We start from the raw sequence: 18,000 nt of genomic DNA, 5'->3' as shown, positions 1-18,000 counted from the left end.
CGCCAGTGACATAAAGTGACTGGCGTTTTTGTTTTTTCTAGATTGTTTATCCTTGCCCTTTTGCCATTGTAACCGTTCGTTTGAGTGTCCAACGTAATAGTAGTGGGATGCTGTCAGGTCCTAACTCTTCACTGTGTTGTACTATTGCCAATGCAAGATCGGGTTTTGCGAATTTTTTTAACGTTTTAATTATGATTTTTTTCGGAGGTACTGGTTGATCTTTGGTTATATTGGCCAGTGTTCTAAATAGATCTTCAAATCCATTATGATACAAATAGTGTTCGATATCTTTGTGGGGTAATTCCGTCAATCTATGACGCTCATGCTCGTTATCTAATTGACTCTTCACTGCAAAGGCGTATTTCTTTCCTGCAGGATCGCCATCTGTCACCACGTGCCATTCAATATGAAGTGCTTTTGCTATTTTTATCAGTGATTTTAAGCCAGATTGAGCAAACTCAATGATTTGGACACCTTCTGCCGCAAGGTTATAACCCAAAATTCGAGCCATTTCATTAAATAACCAAACTTCTGTTTCTCCTTCAACTAATAACCAACAACGCGCAAATAATGCATTGGTCCTTTGAAAGCGAATATGAAAAGTAATTCGACGTAAATCATCACGCGATAAGTTGGTTGGTGATACGGAATAACTGGACGTAGAATCAGATTCTCTAACTAGACGACGAATAGAACATAAAGGAACAGCACTAAGTAATTCACTGCTGTTTGTCGTGAGTATTTTTTGCATCGGAATATGGTTAAGCAAAGACCACGCTTGTATCAATTGTGTTGGGTGTAAGCGGCCTTCCGGATCCTCAATAATCATTAATGGTCTTGCTGATTTTTTTAATGTGTTAGGGCCTTTTGCTCTTAAATAGGTGTTTAAGAGCCCAAGTAAAAGTAGTTTTGTTTGTTTATTTTTGTTTTGGTTAATGAATTGAGATAAAGAAACGCCTTCTGTTTTTTGGCCAAAAAATAGGTCATCATGAATTCTATGTGGGGTATTTCTTTTATGATTTTTAAAAGCGAAGTAATGCTCTACCAATGACTGCATAGAGTGAAGAGCACTTTTTATTTCGCCGCTATTTACTTGCCCTGGTGCTGTCATTAAACGGCGACAAGTATTATTTATTCGACGTTCTATTCTATCGTTAGGAATTGATTCAGCCACTTCTTCAAGGTTGAGTCGTCGTGAATCGCGTATACGGATAACGGGATGAAGGCGCATTAATTCAGTGATGAGATATTCAATCTTATGATAACGAAGGATTTCTCCGTCACTATTTAAGAATGAGCTTGATGAGGTGATTTTGCCTTCATTATTTGTCGCACTAATACGGTAATAAATTCGTTGGTAATGATCACTAGTGCTACTTTGCCATAGGCTAGAGAGTTTTCTATAGCGACCTGCTCTATGTTCATTTTTCTCTGTAGTTTTCCAGCTAATAATTATCTGAATATGCTGATCTTGGGTATAAGAAATAGAGTGGTCTTGATGGAAATCTTTTAACGTAAACTGATGAAGTTCTCCAGAAACAGGGAGAGCAATTGATAAAGCATCAAGCAGGGATGATTTACCCCAAGTATTTTCACCAATCAACGTTGTTAATTGTTCAAATGAAAGGGATAAGCGCTTAATACCTCTAAAGCCTGATACTTCTATTCGTTCTAAGAGCATAATACTTCCTCATTAGAGACACTTATATGAATAACTATATAGCAATTAAATAGAGTAGAGCATTATAGGAGTCACATTTATCAATGATTTTGATATAAAAACAAGTTGTTATAAATGTAACTACGTCGTTAAATCCAACGGTCTTAATAAGATAACGGAAGGTAAATAAATCAGAAGTATCTTTTCATTAGTGGTTTGGTGTGGTTTTAGAGGCGGTTTGCTGATATCTTTTTCATGTTACATTTGTTTGCTCTGGAAAGGAAAGAGACAATGAAAGACCAAAAGAGCAATATATTGAGAGTGATGCACATCAATGACACGCATTCTTATTTTGATGAGTCTGTTATCGCGCTAAATTGCGACGGGTTGGATAAGTTTTATATTAAATGTGGTGGCTTTTCTCGTTTATCTCATCAAATTTCGATTCTCTCTAAAGAACAAAAACAGCAAGAGGGTGAGGTCGCGTTATTTCATGCTGGGGACTGTTTTCAAGGTACTTTATACTTTTCTTTATATAAAGGTAAGGCCAATGCTGATTTATTAAATCAACTTCCTTTTGATGGTATGGTTTTAGGCAATCATGAATTTGATTTAGGTAATGAATTAGTCAGTGAATTCATTGCTAATACACAGTTTCCAATTCTAATGGGAAACTGGGATTTAAGCCAAGAAGATCAATCTAAAGGGCATAGATTAAAACATCAAGATCGTATTTTAGATTTTGATGCTGATTTACACATCGCTAAGTATATGATCAAGCAAGTCGGTTCAATCGAGGTGGCTATTTTGGGGTTGACGATTGACCAAATGGAAATACTTGCCAATCCAGATCCTGATACGCCATTTATTAATGCAATAGAAACTGCAAAAAATACAATGCAGCACCTGTCTAATCAAGGAATAAATAACGCTATTGTTATTAGTCATTTAGGTTATGAAGCAGATAAACAATTAGCAAAATCTGTTTCTGGTATTGATCTTATAGTTGGAGGGCATAGCCACGTTCTTCAAGGGGACTTTACTGACATTGGATTAGAAGCACGGGCAGCTTATGGTGAGAAAATAAATGATACGTACATTGTCCAAGCTGGATGCCATGCACTTGCGTTAGGCTATTGTGATTTAGAATATAGCAATGATGGTGAGTTACTGAATTTTAATGGAAAAAATACCTTACTTTTAGATAATATTGCATATAAAGATAAAGCGTGTAGTCAGCAAGTTGAGCAAAAGGATCTCTTACGTATTATTCAAGAGTTAAGTTCTTTTGAGTATGCTGTTTTTTGTCAGAAAGATCCTAATGTAGAAGCATTACTTATTGCTAAATATAGAAAAGAAGTTGAACGCTTATCACAGCAAGTTATTGGACAGTGTGTTGAGGATTTATCACATCGCCGTATCCCTAATGAGAAAGGTCAAAGTGACATTGCCCCTTGGGTTGTAGAAGCGTTTTATTCTAAAGCTCATCAAATTGATAACCGAGTACAATTTGCTATGCATAATGCAGGGGGAGTAAGGGCTGGACTTAATCAAGGCGAGATTACTTATGCGGATATTGCCGGAAAGGTATTGCCATTTGCTATCCCAATTGTCATTTATAGCCTTAAAGGAAAGTATTTAAAAGCGGCTATAGAAGGAGCGATTGATAACGCAACAGATAATGGGGTTATTGGCAGCGGTTCTGGCAGCTTTCCATATGTATCTCAGTTGCGTTATTGTTATGATGCAGCGAAACCAAGCGGTCAACGTATTATTGAATTTAGTATTTATAGCTCAATTATGGGATGGCTACCTGTTATTGATGAGCAAATATACTTTGGCACATCAACTGCTTATACTATTAAAGGAAAGGAGGGATATTTACCTTTAATTAATCGTGAAGATATGCTGATAACAACGCCTTTTTCTATGGCTGATTGTTTTATTGATTATTTAGCGCATTACCCTAATTTAGCTAAACCCATAGAGTGTCTTAATCAATATTATAGAAATGAGTCAGTAATTTTATAAATGGCACGACCTTTGCTTTGTTATCTCTGAGATGAGTTATTAATAGAGTTAAATAGGTAGATTATGGGTAGTGACTGGTCAGATAAGCTTTTGGTCGTAGGTTGGTTTTTTGCTTGGGCTGTTATCGCATACTTTGTTCAGTTTTCTGGATAATAAAGGGCTCTCTAAATATAATTTAGGGAGCTTTTTTGTATTTAGCGGATTTAAACAATAGTAAAACTTATCTCACTTTTATTATCAGTACACTAAATTTAAAAAATTGCTGCATAGGCTTGGTGTTAAATATATGTTAAGTGGTTTTTTATTCTTTTTTGTCGCTTATTTTTGACTATTTAGTCATTTTATTTGATTTAAGTGTAATGTAACTTTTACATTAGAAAAACTAATATTAGTTTACAGAAAAAGTCATTTTTTGAGCAATAAATTTAGTTTTATTATCTGTGCATCAAACATTATATGACTTTTTAAGTGAGGCAATCATGGCACAGGCAGCAATGAATATTAATAACATCGCTACTTCTTCTTTGGAAAAGAAGGCCTACTCAGTAACTATCAAAGGACTGATTGCTCATTTTGTTGATGTTTTATTTGGTAAAGGCCAAGTAACATCTACATATTACACTTCAGAATTATCTGAACATTTACAAAGAGATTTAGGTCTGTATCGTTAGGTGTTCTTAAAATAAAAAAAGCCAGCATTCGTGCTGGCTTTTTTATTGCTGGATATCTTATAGTAAGCTTAATATCAAAGACTTGTATGGAAATTAATATATACAAACTTTATTCTTTCCTGAACGTTTGGCTTGGTATAATGCCTTATCTGCGCGTAAAAATGTGGCTTTATAATCTTCGCCTTTAACGTTTTTAGTTAGGCCAATACTGACTGTGATGGTTCGTTCATTTAGTGTTTCTCGCCAATCGAAATTTGCAATCGCGATTCTACAAGTTTCAGCAATATTTTCGCCATCTTTAGTATTATTTGATGTGATAATAAGAATAAACTCTTCACCACCATAGCGAGCTGCATAGTGTGATGAACCAATACTATCTTGCAATATTCTCCCTACTATTTTCAAAATAACATCGCCAGTAAGGTGTGAGTACTCATCATTTATTGATTTGAAGTTATCAATATCAATAACCAATAGCTGATAGCCTTCCAGTGACGGCTTAATTTCATTTACAAAAGTACTTTCGAACCAACGTCGATTAAATAATTTAGTTAAACTGTCATGAAATACATCTTGCTGAAGTCTAGCTACTGTGTCTTTTTGCTGATCGGAGACTTTCTTGAGTTTAATATTTTCAGATTCAGAAATATTTAAGCGTAACTGAAGTTCTAATCGAGTTAAGCGTCTTAATGAATGACTACCAAGTTCGTTAATTGGGAAGTTTCTGACTATATCTACCGTTAGACTATGTGCTTCTTTTTCACAAAGTAATGCTTCTGAAAAGCTTTGATAACTAGCGAGAGCATCGCTTTTTACATCGAGTAATTGGCGAATATAGTAACCTTGCGAATATTTTTTAGTCTGCTTTAATTGGTGAGAAATAATGACATCAGCCAACTCCCCACGCTGTAGTTGGATTAAGCAATACGCGGTTTCAATCGAAAACAGTTTATTCAGCCATGGAAAGGAGTAAACGCTTGGATACTTTCTTTTAAATGTAATTAATTGTTCAAGTGCCGCTTGGGGGGAGTGTTTTAGCCTCAATAGCTTCGCTGAATATAATTGAACTTGAGCAACAAGTTGAGCATCATCTGAAACATATTGAATAATCTGACATTCTTCTAGGAGCTTCTTCGCTTTTGATAAGCGGTTTAAATCCAATAAGCAGGCGATGGTATAGAGTCTATAACGTAAAGAGAGGTTATTACTTTTAATACTGGAGCTAAGTGTCTCTAATTTTTGGTAATAACGTAAGGCCTTAAGGTGATCACCATAAATAGAACATAAATTACCAATGCCCAGTATTGATTGAATATAAAATTCATTGTCACCATGTTCTACAGCCAGCTTTGATAGCGTATATAAATGATCTAAGGCATTTTGGTATTCGCCACTACAGTATATCGATAACTAAGTGAAGAATAGATTTGTAACACCAAATCAATATCTTGAGGTAGAGATAGAAGCAATAATGCGCGTTGTAGATGCTCAATACTATTTTGGGTTTGATTAGATTGCACTTCAAATTCTGAGCACATTAATAGGGCATAGGCTTTTTCATTGTCTGATTCTGTAAAATTCTCAGCAATGAATCCCCAAAGCGCTAAGGACTGCTGGGAATTTAATGAGACTAAATTTATGTTTTGCTCTGCAATGCGAGTTAAAAGGCTATCCATAAAGGTCTTCTATATGCATGTGAGATAAAATAGGGTGAGTTGAGATTTCATGTAAACTAAAGTCATGAATTGTAGGTACGGATGAGTTTAATGAATATCGATACCATGGATAAGAAGCAAATAACGAAGACAAAGAGTGTGCAATGTCTTTTGCCCTTTTTTTATTTTCATTAATTAATAGGACAATTTCAGTATTGCTCAAGCGAGTGATACTGTCGCCATGTTTACAGTAATGATGTCCCAATAGTATAAGATTATTTATCTTATCTTCGGATGGATCTACGATAGTTATAAGATGGTAATCATCATTTAAAGTGTTGGATAAGATAGATTTAATATTGCGTTGCCATTTATCTAGAGGCAATAAATAGGTAAGAGAAGAGATACTATTAAACTCTAATTGAACTTTAATGCGATTGATTAATTTTTTTGAACGCATATCTAACTGTTCTTTAGAGCTGCTTGTTTTATCTTTACCAAGACAATTTGATTGTTCTTGTAATAGGGTGATTTCGTATTGACGATAGCGCTTGTAGGAATACAAAGCATGCTCGTAATCTTTTGTTAACTCAGCAATTCGCGATTGCTCAAGGCATATTTGAGAGCGAAGCTCTCCCTTGTCAAATTGTTGCGCAATAACTTCTGCTTCGGTTAATAAATCATAAGCATGATCAAAATGTGATTGTGCGGAAGCAATTCTAGCTAAACTAATCGCTGAATGCGCTTTCATCCATATAAGATTATGTTGTAATGAAAGCTGATGAGCAAAGCTACAGCATTGTTGAGCTGAGTTAAGATCATTTAAACCAAGGAAGGCGAGTCCTCTAAAATCATAAATTTCTGCTTTCCAAGTAAGATTCGTATTGTGGGTGAGCAGTTGTTCTGCTTTTAATAAAATAGGCAACATCTTTTGAAAGTCATGCAATAGATAATTATCCCATGACTGCAAAATATAGGCTTTAGCTTCTAAATGAGGGATCCGATAATAATTCGCTCTTTGTGCTGCAATGCTATGAGTTGAATCGGCATCTTTTAAACGATTTGTCATTCTCCAAATATTACCAAGGCCAATAAGAGACTCAATTTCAATCTCGTTATCGCCGAGTAAGGATGCTTGCTCTAATGCTCTTATCCAAAATTGTTGGGCAGAAAATAGTTTTGCTTGTCCCCACGAATGAAGGGCTAACGTGTGTAAAATTGTTGGGAGTAAATCGTCATTTTCAAGCTCTTGATGAAGCTGCAATAATTCTTTAGCGACTTTAAAACCAGCATTATATTGCATTAAGTGCCACTGGGCAGTTGAAATGATTAATTTTGAGTATGCAATACCATATTTGAAATGAATTGTTTCTGAAAGCAACAGTAGCTGCTCGGCATCTTGTTTGACTTTTTCTGTATCATCTTCAATGATTAACTCTAATGCTTTGAGTTGGGAGATGACTTTATCTTTCGATTGTTTCACTACGACTCTTCCTTGTTAGTGATGTCAATATAATATGGCTAATCTATTGATGTCACGAACTATTTTCTAGATGTGAGATCTAGTTAATAAGAGAAGAGTTAATTATTATGTAAAGGGTCATTATTCGTTTTCAGCAAGATTAAGTAATGCCATTGCACAGCTTACGCTAGTAGCAAGCACATCAATCACACCAGTTCGTAATGCGCCCATGATAGAGAGTGCTTTACGACTTTCACTTGCCATTGCAATAACATTAGATATTTGACGTAGATCTTCCATCTCAAGTCCGATAACTCGTCCGCGCATCAGTGTATCTGCGTTTGTACCATCTAACTTAAAGAAGTCAAAACCGCCAATGTCTCCTACAATGCCATCATTTAAACGGGCTTCAACAAACTCTTTTGGGGTAAAAAAGCCTAATTTAACCATATGGCTGTTTTCATCCATATCACCAATGCCTACAAGAGCAAATTCTGCTTTTCGAGCTTGGTTTAAGGTTTCTTTTATTGTGGCATGTTCCATAAATGCCGAGCGTAATTTTGGATCATTGACATAAGCAGGCGCATATAAAGTTTCACTGCTGCCACCGTATTTTTTAGCTAAGCGACGGCAAATATGATCGGCATTAATAATGTCTCCACTGCGGTGAGTGCCACCAATCGCAGAAACAAAACGAGCGTTACGATGTGAAACAATTCCAGCATGGTCTGCAACTGCGGCAACATTTTGGCCCTGGCCAACAGCGACGGCCATATCATCTTGTAAGTTGTTGTTTAAATACGAGCTGACTAATGCGGCAACTTGTTTGCGTTGTTCATTTGTATTTGGTTGATCTAAGGTAATTAATGCTCGTTTTAAGTTAAATTTCTCGACCAATTTTTGTTCTAGTTGAGCACTGTAAACTGGGTGGAATTTTACAGTTATTTCAACAATACCTTCTTCTCGAGCTTTTCTTAGCATACGACCAACCTTGGCTCGAGATAACCCAAATTTCTTTGATATCTCTTCCTGAGTTGCTCCTTCTTGATAGTAAAGGATTGCGATTTCAGTGAGCATATCGGTATTTTCGGTTTGATCTTGAGAAGGCAATAGGGTCATAGCTTGTCCTAACTTAATAATTCTGCAAGAGTGATTGGTTTAGAAATCAGCCCTAGCTTTTGTGCTGGCGTGATGCCAAGTTTATCTTGATGGCAGAGATTATGCCACGCTCTGAATATATCGAGTAGTGGAAGTAAACTCGCAGGGCGTAATTTCCGTCTTGGTTCATCAACTAAGCTTGTAAATTGAGTATAGAAGCGGTCTTGATAGTCTTTTGCGGTTGTCGCAGAAGCTCGCTTTAACCAATAGATCTCATTGTTCTCTGCCCCATTAAGGTGACAAATCCCTTTATGTTGGCCATTAATTTCAGTAAATGCCCAACGATCACGCCACCAACCAACTAAATGGATATCAATTTTTTCCCCACTTTCTTCAAGAGGAAAGGCAGGATCTTGAGTTACGTATAATAAATCGATTCTATTTTCTTTAATGCGTTTTAAAAAAACAGACATGGCTGCTGAGCGCAGCATAGGTTCTTGAGGCATATAAATTTCAATAGAATTACAATGTGAAAACCCTTGCTGTATTTCTAAAAAATGTGCGTACGAAGTATAAGGAGGACGAATTAGCGCTCCTTTTGATGGGTAATTAAGTGAAACATAATTACCTAGTGGGTCTTCCACATTAGCTCTGGCTAAAATTTCTTGGTATTTATTATCAACACGTTTAAAAATTGAATTCGAAGTTAACGTTGGCTGCGAGTTTGCTTCACCGATAAACGTATTAGGTAAAAACTGTGCTTCATCATTAAAAGGCTCGTGATCAAGTTGAGTTCCTGGGGTATCGCATTCTGAATAATTAATATGTTGAGCGATAACGTAGCCTGAATTCATTTCGGCTGTCGTATACCAAAAAACTCCATTGTTACTTAATGGTTGTAGTGGGGTAGCATTTGATGCCAGCTGTATTTCTGTTCTGTCGTGTTGCAACCTCGTATCAAACAGAGACATATGACGGCGACAACGATTAGCTATTTGATTTATATGATCGTAAAAGGTCTTAGGATTTATATGTAATCGTCGGCAAATTTCACGAACCGAGTAACCAGTAAATAAAAAACCTAAAATCTTTTGTTGAATAAGGTTTTTTTGATTTTCTCCTGACCATTTATCGACAAAAGTTGATGCACAAGATTTACAACGATACCGTTGACGATCACCACTGTAACCAAATGCGTGGTAAAGTTCACGATGAGTCAATACATCAAGACCAAGATGGTCGCAGGTAGGGTTATTACAAGAAGGTAATGAATGGGATTGTACAGTACGTTGGCGTGCAAGTTCATTCAATACTTCATTGTTATTGATTAAGGGAGGAAAAGCGCCACATTTCCGGCAAACTAATGCAGGTCGCTTAGGGTTCGTGCGTTGAACTAAATAGTGTTGTTCATCGCTATCACCAAAATTGTCACACGCCAATGTTTTACAAAAATTGAGTTGTAACCCTTTAGCAGCCAACGGCAGTTTTTCAGTCGGCACTAGACACCCCTTATAGATTTTAAGCGCCAGTTTTCAATACTGGCGCAAACATGATTATAATTTAATCGCTGTTTCTAGTGCTACAGTCATCATGTCATTGAATGACTTTTGACGATCTTCAGAACTTAGTTTTTCACCACGTTTGATATGGTCTGAAACCGTTAGAATTGTTAGGGCTTTTGCTCCTAAATCAGCGGCTACACCATAAATGCCTGCAGCTTCCATATCAACACCAAGGATGCCTAATTTTTCCATTTTGTCGAACAGATCAGCTTCTGGAGAGTAGAAAAGGTCTGCTGAGAATACATTACCAACTTTTACTGGAACATTTAATTCGCGAGCTTGACCAACCGCTGTTTCTAGTAAGCCGAAATCAGCAATTGCTGCGAAGTCATGATTATTGAAGCGAATGCGGTTTACTTTTGAATCCGTAGATGCGCCCATACCAATGACAACGTCCATTAATTTAACGTCATCATGTACAGCGCCACAGCTACCAACGCGAATCACGTTTTTAACACCGAATTCAGCAATTAATTCATGAACATAGATACAGCATGATGGGATACCCATACCGTGACCCATGACCGATACTTTTTTACCTTTGTAAGTACCCGTGTAACCAAACATATTACGTACATCACATACTTGCGTTACGTCTTCTAAGAAGTTTTCAGCAATGAATTTTGCGCGCAATGGATCTCCTGGCATTAAAACTGTTTCTGCGAAATCACCAACTTGTGCATTAATGTGTGGGGTAGCCATAATAAGGTCTCCAGTCTAAATATTGAAATTAAATTCAGTGTAACTAAAAATGTTGAACGTTCTTGCTCGATATGTGACTATTTTAGGCCTATATTTTAAGGTGTCATGAGATTGAAGTCACATTTTCTTGTTGATTCTACATTATTTTCAATATTGATAACTAAAAATGTTGAAAGTGTTTGAGCAATCGTAACCTTTTGCGCGGGTCTTAGCTTTAATACATAGTTTGAGTTTGAGTTTGAGTTTTATTATTCTTAATTCTCAATTAGATTGAACTTATTACCTTCTCGGAGGATGATGTCTGAGGTTATTTTTATCATAGTGAAATAAGTGAGTGAATTCGATGGAAGCAAAGAATAAACAATACGCAGTAATCGGCTTAGGTCGTTTTGGTTTAACCGTGTGTGAAGAGTTGCATCAATACGGTTCACAAGTGCTCGCGATTGATATTAATGAAGAGCGAGTGAAAAAGGCGACTGACTTTGTGTCTACCGCGATTGTGGCTAATTGCGCGAATGAAGAAACTATTTCAGAGCTAAAGCTTGATGAATATGACATGGTAATGGTTGCCATTGGTTCTGATATTAACGCGAGCATATTAACGACGTTAGTATTGAAAGAAGCTGGTGTTAAAACAGTATGGGTAAAAGCGAACGATAAGTTTCACGCGAAGATTTTAACTAAAATTGGAGCTGATCATATTATCTTGCCAGAAAGAGACATGGGAATACGTGTTGCAAGAAAAATGCTAGATAGGAGAGTATTTGAGTTTCATCAACTGGGTAGTGGTCTTGCAATGACTGAAATTGTGGTTGGTGGTAAGAATATGGGCAAATCACTCGGTCAGTTAGATTTTTGTCAAATGTCTGATGTGAAAATTTTAGCTCTTAAACGTGGTCCTGAAATAGAGACTGCACCAGAGTATAGCAAGGTACTAGAGATAGGAGATATTCTTATTATTGTTGGCCCTGAAGATAAACTAGCTAAAAAAATTAGAAGCTTATGAGTTATTTACCTAAACGTGGTTTATTTCCAATAAAGAATAGCCGAAAAGCAAAGGAATGGTCTGAACCGAGGATCATTCTTTTTTCGTTTTTAGCTATTTTATTGCCGTCTGCGGTATTACTGACATTACCTGTGTTTTCAGTCACAGGTTTAAGTTTCATGGATGCATTATTTACAGCGACTTCTGCAATCAGTGTGACAGGTCTTGGTGTCGTTGATACCGGGTCTCATTTTACGATAAGTGGTAAAATCGTTTTAATGTTTTTGATGCAAATTGGTGGCCTTGGTCAAATGACTTTATCTGCGGTTTTACTTTATGTATTTGGCCTACGTTTAAGTCTTCGTCAACAAGCATTGGCAAAAGAGGCATTAGGTCAAGAAAAGAAAGTGAATCTACGTAAGTTGATAAAAAGTATTATTTGTTTTGCTCTAATTGCAGAGCTGATAGGGATGATCATTCTTTCTTTTCGTTGGGTCCCTGATCTCGGTTTAGCCAAAGGCTTATTCTATGCCGCGTTTCACTCAATTTCGGCATTTAATAATGCAGGTTTCTCCTTATTCTCAGATAGCTTAATGGGCTATGTGGATGATCCGTTGGTGATTTTTACTTTATCGTGTTTGTTTATTGGTGGTGGTTTAGGCTTTACGGTTATCGTCGATTTAGTTAAGAACAGCTCAAAAGGCTTTAGCCGTCTTCAATTGCATACCAAAATAATGATTATTGCAACGCCAACGCTGTTAGTTGTCGGCACCTTATTTTTCTATGTACTTGAATATAATAATCCAAGCACATTAGCGTCATTATCAACAGGTGATAAATGGTTAGCGGCATTTTTCCAATCAGCAAGTGCGCGTACTGCGGGTTTTAACAGTGTAGATTTAACCCACTTCACGCAACCTGCGCTGTTTATTATGATTATATTGATGCTCATTGGTGCAGGGTCAACCTCTACCGGTGGCGGACTAAAAGTGTCGACCATTACCGTAGCTGCAGTTGCAACATGGACTTTTTTACGTCAGAAAAAGCATGTGGTGATGTTTAAAAGAACCGTGAGTTGGCCGATTGTGACTAAATCGTTGGCTATTATTGTGGTGAGTGGGTCGCTGCTTTCAATTGCTATGTTTTCATTAATGCTTACTGAGAATACGGGATTTGATAAGGTGATGTTTGAAGTTATTTCAGCCTTTGCGACCGTGGGTTTAACGGCAGGTTTAACCGCTGAACTTTCAGAGCCTGGTAAGTTTATCATGGTTATTGTGATGGTTATTGGCCGTATAGGGCCGTTAACCTTAGCCTATATGCTTGCAAGACCAGAGACATCGCGCGTGAAATACCCTGAAGAGAATGTATTAACGGGTTAATTCTAAAGCATAATGCTAATAGAAAAGGGCATCCACATAATGTGATGCCCTTTTTATATTGGATGATTCTACTCTACGGGTAGCTGCTCTATTTTAAGCGTTTGAGTAGGGAAGGCGATTTCAGCATCGTGTCGTGCGATAATATCCCCAATTTTAATTAAGACATCTTGTTTTACATTATGGTACTCAATCCAATTAACTGTTTTGGTAAAGGTATATACCAGTAAATCCAATGACGATGGGCCAAATCCATTAAAATTGACGATGAGTGTTTGATTTGAATCAATATCACTATGTTCAATCAGCATCGTTTTTACATCATTTACAATGAGCTCTATATTTTTAAGGTCGTTATAGCGAATACCAATGTCTTCTTTTATACGGCGATTCAGCATTCTTGATGGGTTTTCTACTACGATATTACTAAATACTGAATTAGGTACATAGAGGGGGCGTTTATCAAATGTTCTGATCACTGTCATACGCCAACCAATACGCTCAACAGTTCCTTCTAAAGAACGGTCAGGAGAACGGATCCAATCCCCAACTTTAAATGGACGATCGAAATAGATCATCATGCCACCAAAGAAGTTAGATAATAAGTCTTTTGCAGCTAGACCGACAACTAAGCCACCCACACCACCAAAGGTTAGCAAACCGGATAAGCTTAATCCCATGCCTTGCATTAACGATAGAAGGCCTAATGAGATAAATATAAGGCGACTGACTTTCCCTAAAGCAAGTACGGTTGTTTCATCGTGTTTAGGATTTAATAAAACTTGCTTCTCTATTAACGAAGTTAATCTTAATGCAGACCAAATGAAACTCCAAACCAGAATGAACACTTGTAATTCAGGCAACCAAGTCGTGCTGAAGCGGGTATGGACAGTAAGTAGAATCTTTAATGAAGCGGTAGCAGGCCACAACCAAATAATGAGTGTAATAGGTGAAGAGATGGCTGTAATGACAGCATCATCCCAAGGGAGTTGAGTTTTTATTGCTATACGATGCAGGCGCTGAACAATAATGCGCCAAGATAGCCAAAGAAAAGCACTGAATAAAGAGATCACGATTATGTTTTGTGCCCAATCGTGATCTTTAAATTCTAATAGGGTATTCCACCAATCAAGGAAGCGAGTCATTGATAGTTCTCTTTTATTTAAAAAAGATAGCTTATCACTTCGGTTGCCCAAAAAAAGTAGATAATCAGAAATATCATCGCAAAAATAAGCCATGCAAAAATAGAATGCTTCATTTTTGGACTATTTCCAGAAAGTTCTGCGTTTCCCGTTAGCATTGGCTTGATTAAATTGATGCCTTTGAGTCTATAAAAGAACACAGCAGCAATGTGCAAACCAATAAACCCAAGAAGAACATCAAAATTTTGATGGTGTATTTGAGTTAAAAAGCCGCTCATATCATAGCTAACTAATGAGGCAAGGGGACCTTCAGAAAGAATATCATCATTACTGAATAACCCTGTGACTAATTGCAACGATAGTAGGAAGAATAGCCCTAGTACCATGTAGCCACCGGCAGGATTATGTCCAATAGAATGAGATAACTTTCCTTTTTTCTCTATTGATAAGTAATTAATTGCTTTTTTAGGTGAAGTGACAAAATGTGAGAACTTAGCGGTATCGCTGCCAATAACTCCCCAAACAATTCTTGTTCCTAATAAAGCCATTAGAAGGTAAGCAAGCGTAAAATGCCATTCCATCAAACCTTCTTCCGCGGTATACCAAAGTGAGCCAAGTAATGCTACTTGGCTCCAATGATAAACTCGGATAAAACTATCCCAGATTTTCATGAATTTCCTTTGTCGTTACTTTGCTTTGTAATCAGTATGGCAGGCTTTACAGTTTTTCACTGTTTTGCCAAATGCTTTACGGATTGCAGCTTTATCTCCTTTACCTGAAATACTGGCTAGTGCTGCGGCATCTTCTTGAAATTGAGCTAAACGAGCTTCAAAATCAGGGAAGTTTTTCCATACTTCTGGTAATGCGTTTGTTTTACCTTTATCTGAGCCTTCAACATAAAATGCATCTAGTGGCATTAGTGTTAGCTGAGATAATTGATTCGCTCGCTTAGCAAAAATCACGTCGCTCCATTCTGTTTTACCTTTGACCATATCACCCATTTCACTGACATTACCTGCAATCATAGTAAAAGCAGCTTGGCGGTATTTAATGGCTTTGTTTGGTTCATCAAAAGTGTGTGCTAAAACAGATGTTGTAGCAAAAAGAGTAGAAGCGATGACCATTGCTTGAATTTTTTTCATATTGAGACTTCCTTGAATTGTAATTATTTTAAGCCTTTATTATATGAAATGATCGTTAAAAGAAGTAGTTAAGTATCACAACATTTACACATTCTTTACACTTTGTGCAAAGCCGCACAAAAAAGATGGATAATTTGATGGCTGCATCAAAAAACAAAGTGCGTATAATAAGATGGTTATTTTTATAAGTAGGCTTGTTCGTTTTTATGCGCATTTTAAATATTACAACGCATCCAGATCTAGATCGTTTAGATAATCAAAAAATTCTCCAACGTAATGCAACTCGCGCTATTATATTGAAAGGTGAAGACATTCTTCTTTTATATACAGAGCGTTACCATGATTATTCTTTACCTGGTGGTGGAATAGATGATGGTGAAGACGTCATTGCAGGACTAGTTCGAGAAATAGAAGAAGAAACCGGTGCTAAGAATATTTCAAATATAGAACCATTTGGTATCTATGAAGAGTTTCGTCCTTGGTATAAACATGAATGTAATGTATTGCACATGATTTCATATTGTTATACTTGCGATGCAGACAAGGAATTAGGCGATACTAATTATGAAAGCTATGAAATTCGTAATGGTATGAAACCTGTTTGGATTAATATCCATGAAGCGATAGCTCATAATGAAAACATTATTACTCATAGTGAGAAAAAAGGCATGAGTATAGAGCGTGAAACCTTTTTGCTTCACCTTATTGTAAAAGAGCGGCTGCATGTTCAGTAAAGAACAAATACTTAAGCTGACTCAAATGAAAATGCCGTTTGGTAAGTACGCAGGTCGTGTGCTTATCGATCTTCCTGAAGAATATCTTTTATGGTTTGAACGAAAAGATGGTTTTCCAAAAGGGGAGCTAGGGGAGTTAATGGCATTATGCTTAGCAATGAAAATTGAAGGTTTAGATGAAGTCATTCGACCTTTAAAATATAAACGATAAATTAACCATAGAGCATAAATGTTTGTCATTCGTGCTCTATATCTATTTATTTGAATTGAGACTCACCAACTTTAGCTCGCTTGAAATCATCAAGGAGTTCATCTTCTGATGCCTCATTGCGCAAATAACTTAGCGCAGAACAAAAGCTATTTGTTTCATTATAAACTTCACGCGATCGATCAATATGGCGCTCAGCGGTTCTTCGTACTTGAGCTGTATTCTGAGAATTGCTGTATTGAACTTGTTGATCAAACACTTCCTTTACATACTTCTGTTTGCAAATATCTTCATTTTCAGGTGTGGCGATAATATCAGCCAGAGAATTAAATGAAAGAAATGCGAATGATAAGGCATAAAAGTGCTTTTTTATCATAATGTTATGGACCTTATGTTTAATTGTCTTTTTGTTTTTACTTTTACAATATATTGAGCTTGGAGATTATAAGAAAATAAATGTATTTTGTCTTTGAGTAATTACTTTATTTATGAGCTTGATGCGTAAAGATATGGAGATTATTAAATACAATTACTTACTCATTATGTTGATTTTCCGATCTGTATCACTGTAACTCTTAGGGTAGAAATCTACTATAAGATCACACAACGGAGAATATAATGATTAAGAAAACAACGATTGCAGCGCAAGGTCCTGAATTGTCAGAGTTAATTCAAGGGTATTGGAGACTCTCTGAATGGGAAATGACACCAGCACAACGATTAAACTTCTTAAAGCAGCACATTGAATTAGGTATTACAACCGTTGATCACGCTGATATTTATGGCGGTTATCAATGTGAGCGTTTATTTGGAGAGGCTCTAGCGTTAGAACCTTCAGTCCGTGACCAAATAGAAATTATTACTAAGTGCGATATAAACCTATGCACACCAGAATTTCCGAACCGAAAAATTAATCATTACGATACATCAAAAGAGCACATTATTAGCTCTGTAAATAACTCACTTACTCGTCTTAATATTTCTGAAATTGATGTGTTATTGCTCCACCGTTTAGATGCATTAATGAATGCTGATGAAGTTGCCGATACGTTTAATCAGTTACAAAAAGAGGGTAAAGTGAAGCATTTTGGTGTATCTAACTTTACGCCAAGTCATTTTGATTTACTGCAGTCTCGACTTGATAAGCTGTTAGTAACGAATCAAGTTGAAATTAATCCATTGAATTTTGATGTTGCACACGATGGCACTCTTGACCAACTGCAAATGAAGCGTATTAAACCAATGGCATGGTCGTGTTTAGCGGGGGGGGAGATATTCTCTGGTCAATCAGAGCAAGCGATTCGTGTTCGTAAAGTGCTTGAAGAGCTAAAAGAAGAGGTTGGTGCTAAGAGTATTGAGCAAGTGATTTATGCTTGGGTGCGTAAGTTACCATCAAATCCATTACCAATTATAGGGTCAGGTAAAATTGAGCGCGTGCAAGCGGCTGTTGATGCAATGGATATCAAACTGACTCGTGAGCAATGGTATCGAGTGTGGGTTGAGTCAAAAGGTCACGGTGTGCCATAGAAACACAAAATCAGAATAGCTAAGATACAAAAATGGGATACC

Annotated in this window: 18 protein-coding genes; 7 read left to right on the top strand and 11 right to left on the bottom strand. The window is 36.7% G+C overall.

Going from position 1 to position 18,000, the window contains the following annotated elements:
• Positions 1-46: 46 nt before the first annotated feature.
• Positions 47-1,681: an ATP-dependent endonuclease gene (locus tag BTO22_RS14785; RefSeq protein WP_061003839.1), complete on the bottom strand. Its 1,635-nt coding sequence runs from the start codon at positions 1,679-1,681 to the stop codon at positions 47-49.
• 270 nt (positions 1,682-1,951) lie between these two features.
• Between BTO22_RS14785 and BTO22_RS14780 the strand changes: the two genes are divergently transcribed.
• A complete protein-coding gene (locus BTO22_RS14780; protein ID WP_105056133.1) occupies positions 1,952-3,691 on the top strand; it encodes a bifunctional metallophosphatase/5'-nucleotidase in 1,740 nt (579 codons plus the stop codon).
• 479 nt (positions 3,692-4,170) lie between these two features.
• Positions 4,171-4,362 (top strand): hypothetical protein, encoded by a 192-nt coding sequence (locus tag BTO22_RS14775; RefSeq protein WP_105056132.1) that lies wholly within the window; start codon positions 4,171-4,173, stop codon positions 4,360-4,362.
• Between the two features lie 93 nt (positions 4,363-4,455).
• On the opposite strand, the gene BTO22_RS14770 is transcribed toward BTO22_RS14775, so the two are convergent.
• The 6 genes from BTO22_RS14770 to deoD form a co-directional block, all read right to left on the bottom strand.
• Positions 4,456-5,523: a GGDEF domain-containing protein gene (locus BTO22_RS14770; protein WP_258132610.1), complete on the bottom strand. Its 1,068-nt coding sequence runs from the start codon at positions 5,521-5,523 to the stop codon at positions 4,456-4,458.
• 209 nt (positions 5,524-5,732) lie between these two features.
• Entirely contained in the window at positions 5,733-6,038 is a 306-nt protein-coding gene (locus tag BTO22_RS20230) for a hypothetical protein (protein ID WP_258132609.1), read from the bottom strand.
• Complete coding sequence (locus BTO22_RS14765; protein WP_105056131.1) at positions 6,031-7,500, bottom strand: ATP-dependent transcriptional regulator; 1,470 nt, start codon at positions 7,498-7,500, stop codon at positions 6,031-6,033. The genes BTO22_RS20230 and BTO22_RS14765 overlap by 8 nt, the downstream gene beginning before the upstream one ends.
• A gap of 120 nt (positions 7,501-7,620) precedes the next feature.
• Positions 7,621-8,598, bottom strand: a complete 978-nt coding sequence (locus BTO22_RS14760; RefSeq protein WP_105056130.1) for a sugar-binding transcriptional regulator — start codon at positions 8,596-8,598, stop codon at positions 7,621-7,623.
• An 8-nt stretch (positions 8,599-8,606) separates the two neighbouring features.
• Positions 8,607-10,076 (bottom strand): lactate dehydrogenase, encoded by a 1,470-nt coding sequence (locus BTO22_RS14755; RefSeq protein WP_105056129.1) that lies wholly within the window; start codon positions 10,074-10,076, stop codon positions 8,607-8,609.
• A 54-nt stretch (positions 10,077-10,130) separates the two neighbouring features.
• Positions 10,131-10,841 (bottom strand): purine-nucleoside phosphorylase, encoded by a 711-nt coding sequence (gene deoD, locus BTO22_RS14750; protein WP_060992347.1) that lies wholly within the window; start codon positions 10,839-10,841, stop codon positions 10,131-10,133.
• Between the two features lie 343 nt (positions 10,842-11,184).
• Here deoD and BTO22_RS14745 point away from each other — a divergent pair, with 343 nt between their 5' ends.
• Together BTO22_RS14745 and BTO22_RS14740 are read left to right on the top strand one after the other, a co-directional pair.
• The gene (locus BTO22_RS14745) at positions 11,185-11,847 is read left to right on the top strand and encodes a potassium channel family protein (protein ID WP_105056128.1); all 663 of its coding nucleotides are present in this window, start codon (positions 11,185-11,187) and stop codon (positions 11,845-11,847) included.
• Positions 11,844-13,208 (top strand): TrkH family potassium uptake protein, encoded by a 1,365-nt coding sequence (locus BTO22_RS14740; protein WP_105056127.1) that lies wholly within the window; start codon positions 11,844-11,846, stop codon positions 13,206-13,208. Before BTO22_RS14745 ends, BTO22_RS14740 begins: the two co-directional genes overlap by 4 nt.
• A gap of 68 nt (positions 13,209-13,276) precedes the next feature.
• Here BTO22_RS14740 and BTO22_RS14735 read toward each other — a convergent pair whose 3' ends face one another.
• From BTO22_RS14735 to BTO22_RS14725, 3 genes are read right to left on the bottom strand one after another with little or no spacing between them, the layout of a single operon-like run.
• On the bottom strand, positions 13,277-14,350 hold the full coding sequence (locus BTO22_RS14735) for a mechanosensitive ion channel family protein (protein ID WP_105056126.1): 1,074 nt from the start codon (positions 14,348-14,350) through the stop codon (positions 13,277-13,279).
• Positions 14,351-14,367: 17 nt separating this feature from the next.
• The gene (locus BTO22_RS14730) at positions 14,368-15,018 is read right to left on the bottom strand and encodes a cytochrome b/b6 domain-containing protein (protein WP_105056125.1); all 651 of its coding nucleotides are present in this window, start codon (positions 15,016-15,018) and stop codon (positions 14,368-14,370) included.
• Positions 15,019-15,033: 15 nt separating this feature from the next.
• On the bottom strand, positions 15,034-15,489 hold the full coding sequence (locus BTO22_RS14725) for a c-type cytochrome (RefSeq protein WP_105056124.1): 456 nt from the start codon (positions 15,487-15,489) through the stop codon (positions 15,034-15,036).
• Positions 15,490-15,695: 206 nt separating this feature from the next.
• Between BTO22_RS14725 and BTO22_RS14720 the strand changes: the two genes are divergently transcribed.
• Positions 15,696-16,223, top strand: coding sequence for an NUDIX hydrolase (locus BTO22_RS14720; protein ID WP_105056123.1), 528 nt, complete (start codon positions 15,696-15,698; stop codon positions 16,221-16,223).
• Positions 16,213-16,434 carry a DUF3820 family protein gene (locus BTO22_RS14715; protein ID WP_060992354.1) on the top strand — a complete coding sequence of 74 codons (222 nt, stop codon included), beginning with the start codon at positions 16,213-16,215 and terminating at the stop codon, positions 16,432-16,434. Before BTO22_RS14720 ends, BTO22_RS14715 begins: the two co-directional genes overlap by 11 nt.
• 46 nt (positions 16,435-16,480) lie before the next feature.
• Here the strand turns inward: BTO22_RS14715 and BTO22_RS14710 are convergent, their stop codons facing one another.
• Positions 16,481-16,807, bottom strand: a complete 327-nt coding sequence (locus BTO22_RS14710; protein ID WP_181044662.1) for a hypothetical protein — start codon at positions 16,805-16,807, stop codon at positions 16,481-16,483.
• Between the two features lie 242 nt (positions 16,808-17,049).
• Between BTO22_RS14710 and BTO22_RS14705 the strand changes: the two genes are divergently transcribed.
• Positions 17,050-17,958 carry an aldo/keto reductase gene (locus tag BTO22_RS14705; RefSeq protein ID WP_105056122.1) on the top strand — a complete coding sequence of 303 codons (909 nt, stop codon included), beginning with the start codon at positions 17,050-17,052 and terminating at the stop codon, positions 17,956-17,958.
• Positions 17,959-18,000 lie beyond the last annotated feature (42 nt).

The sequence above is a fragment of the Aliivibrio sifiae genome, assembly GCF_002954705.1.
GTDB classification, from domain to species: domain Bacteria; phylum Pseudomonadota; class Gammaproteobacteria; order Enterobacterales; family Vibrionaceae; genus Aliivibrio; species Aliivibrio sifiae_A.
Note: the sequence above shows the minus strand (reverse complement) of the source record. Positions and strands in the feature narration are given on the sequence as shown.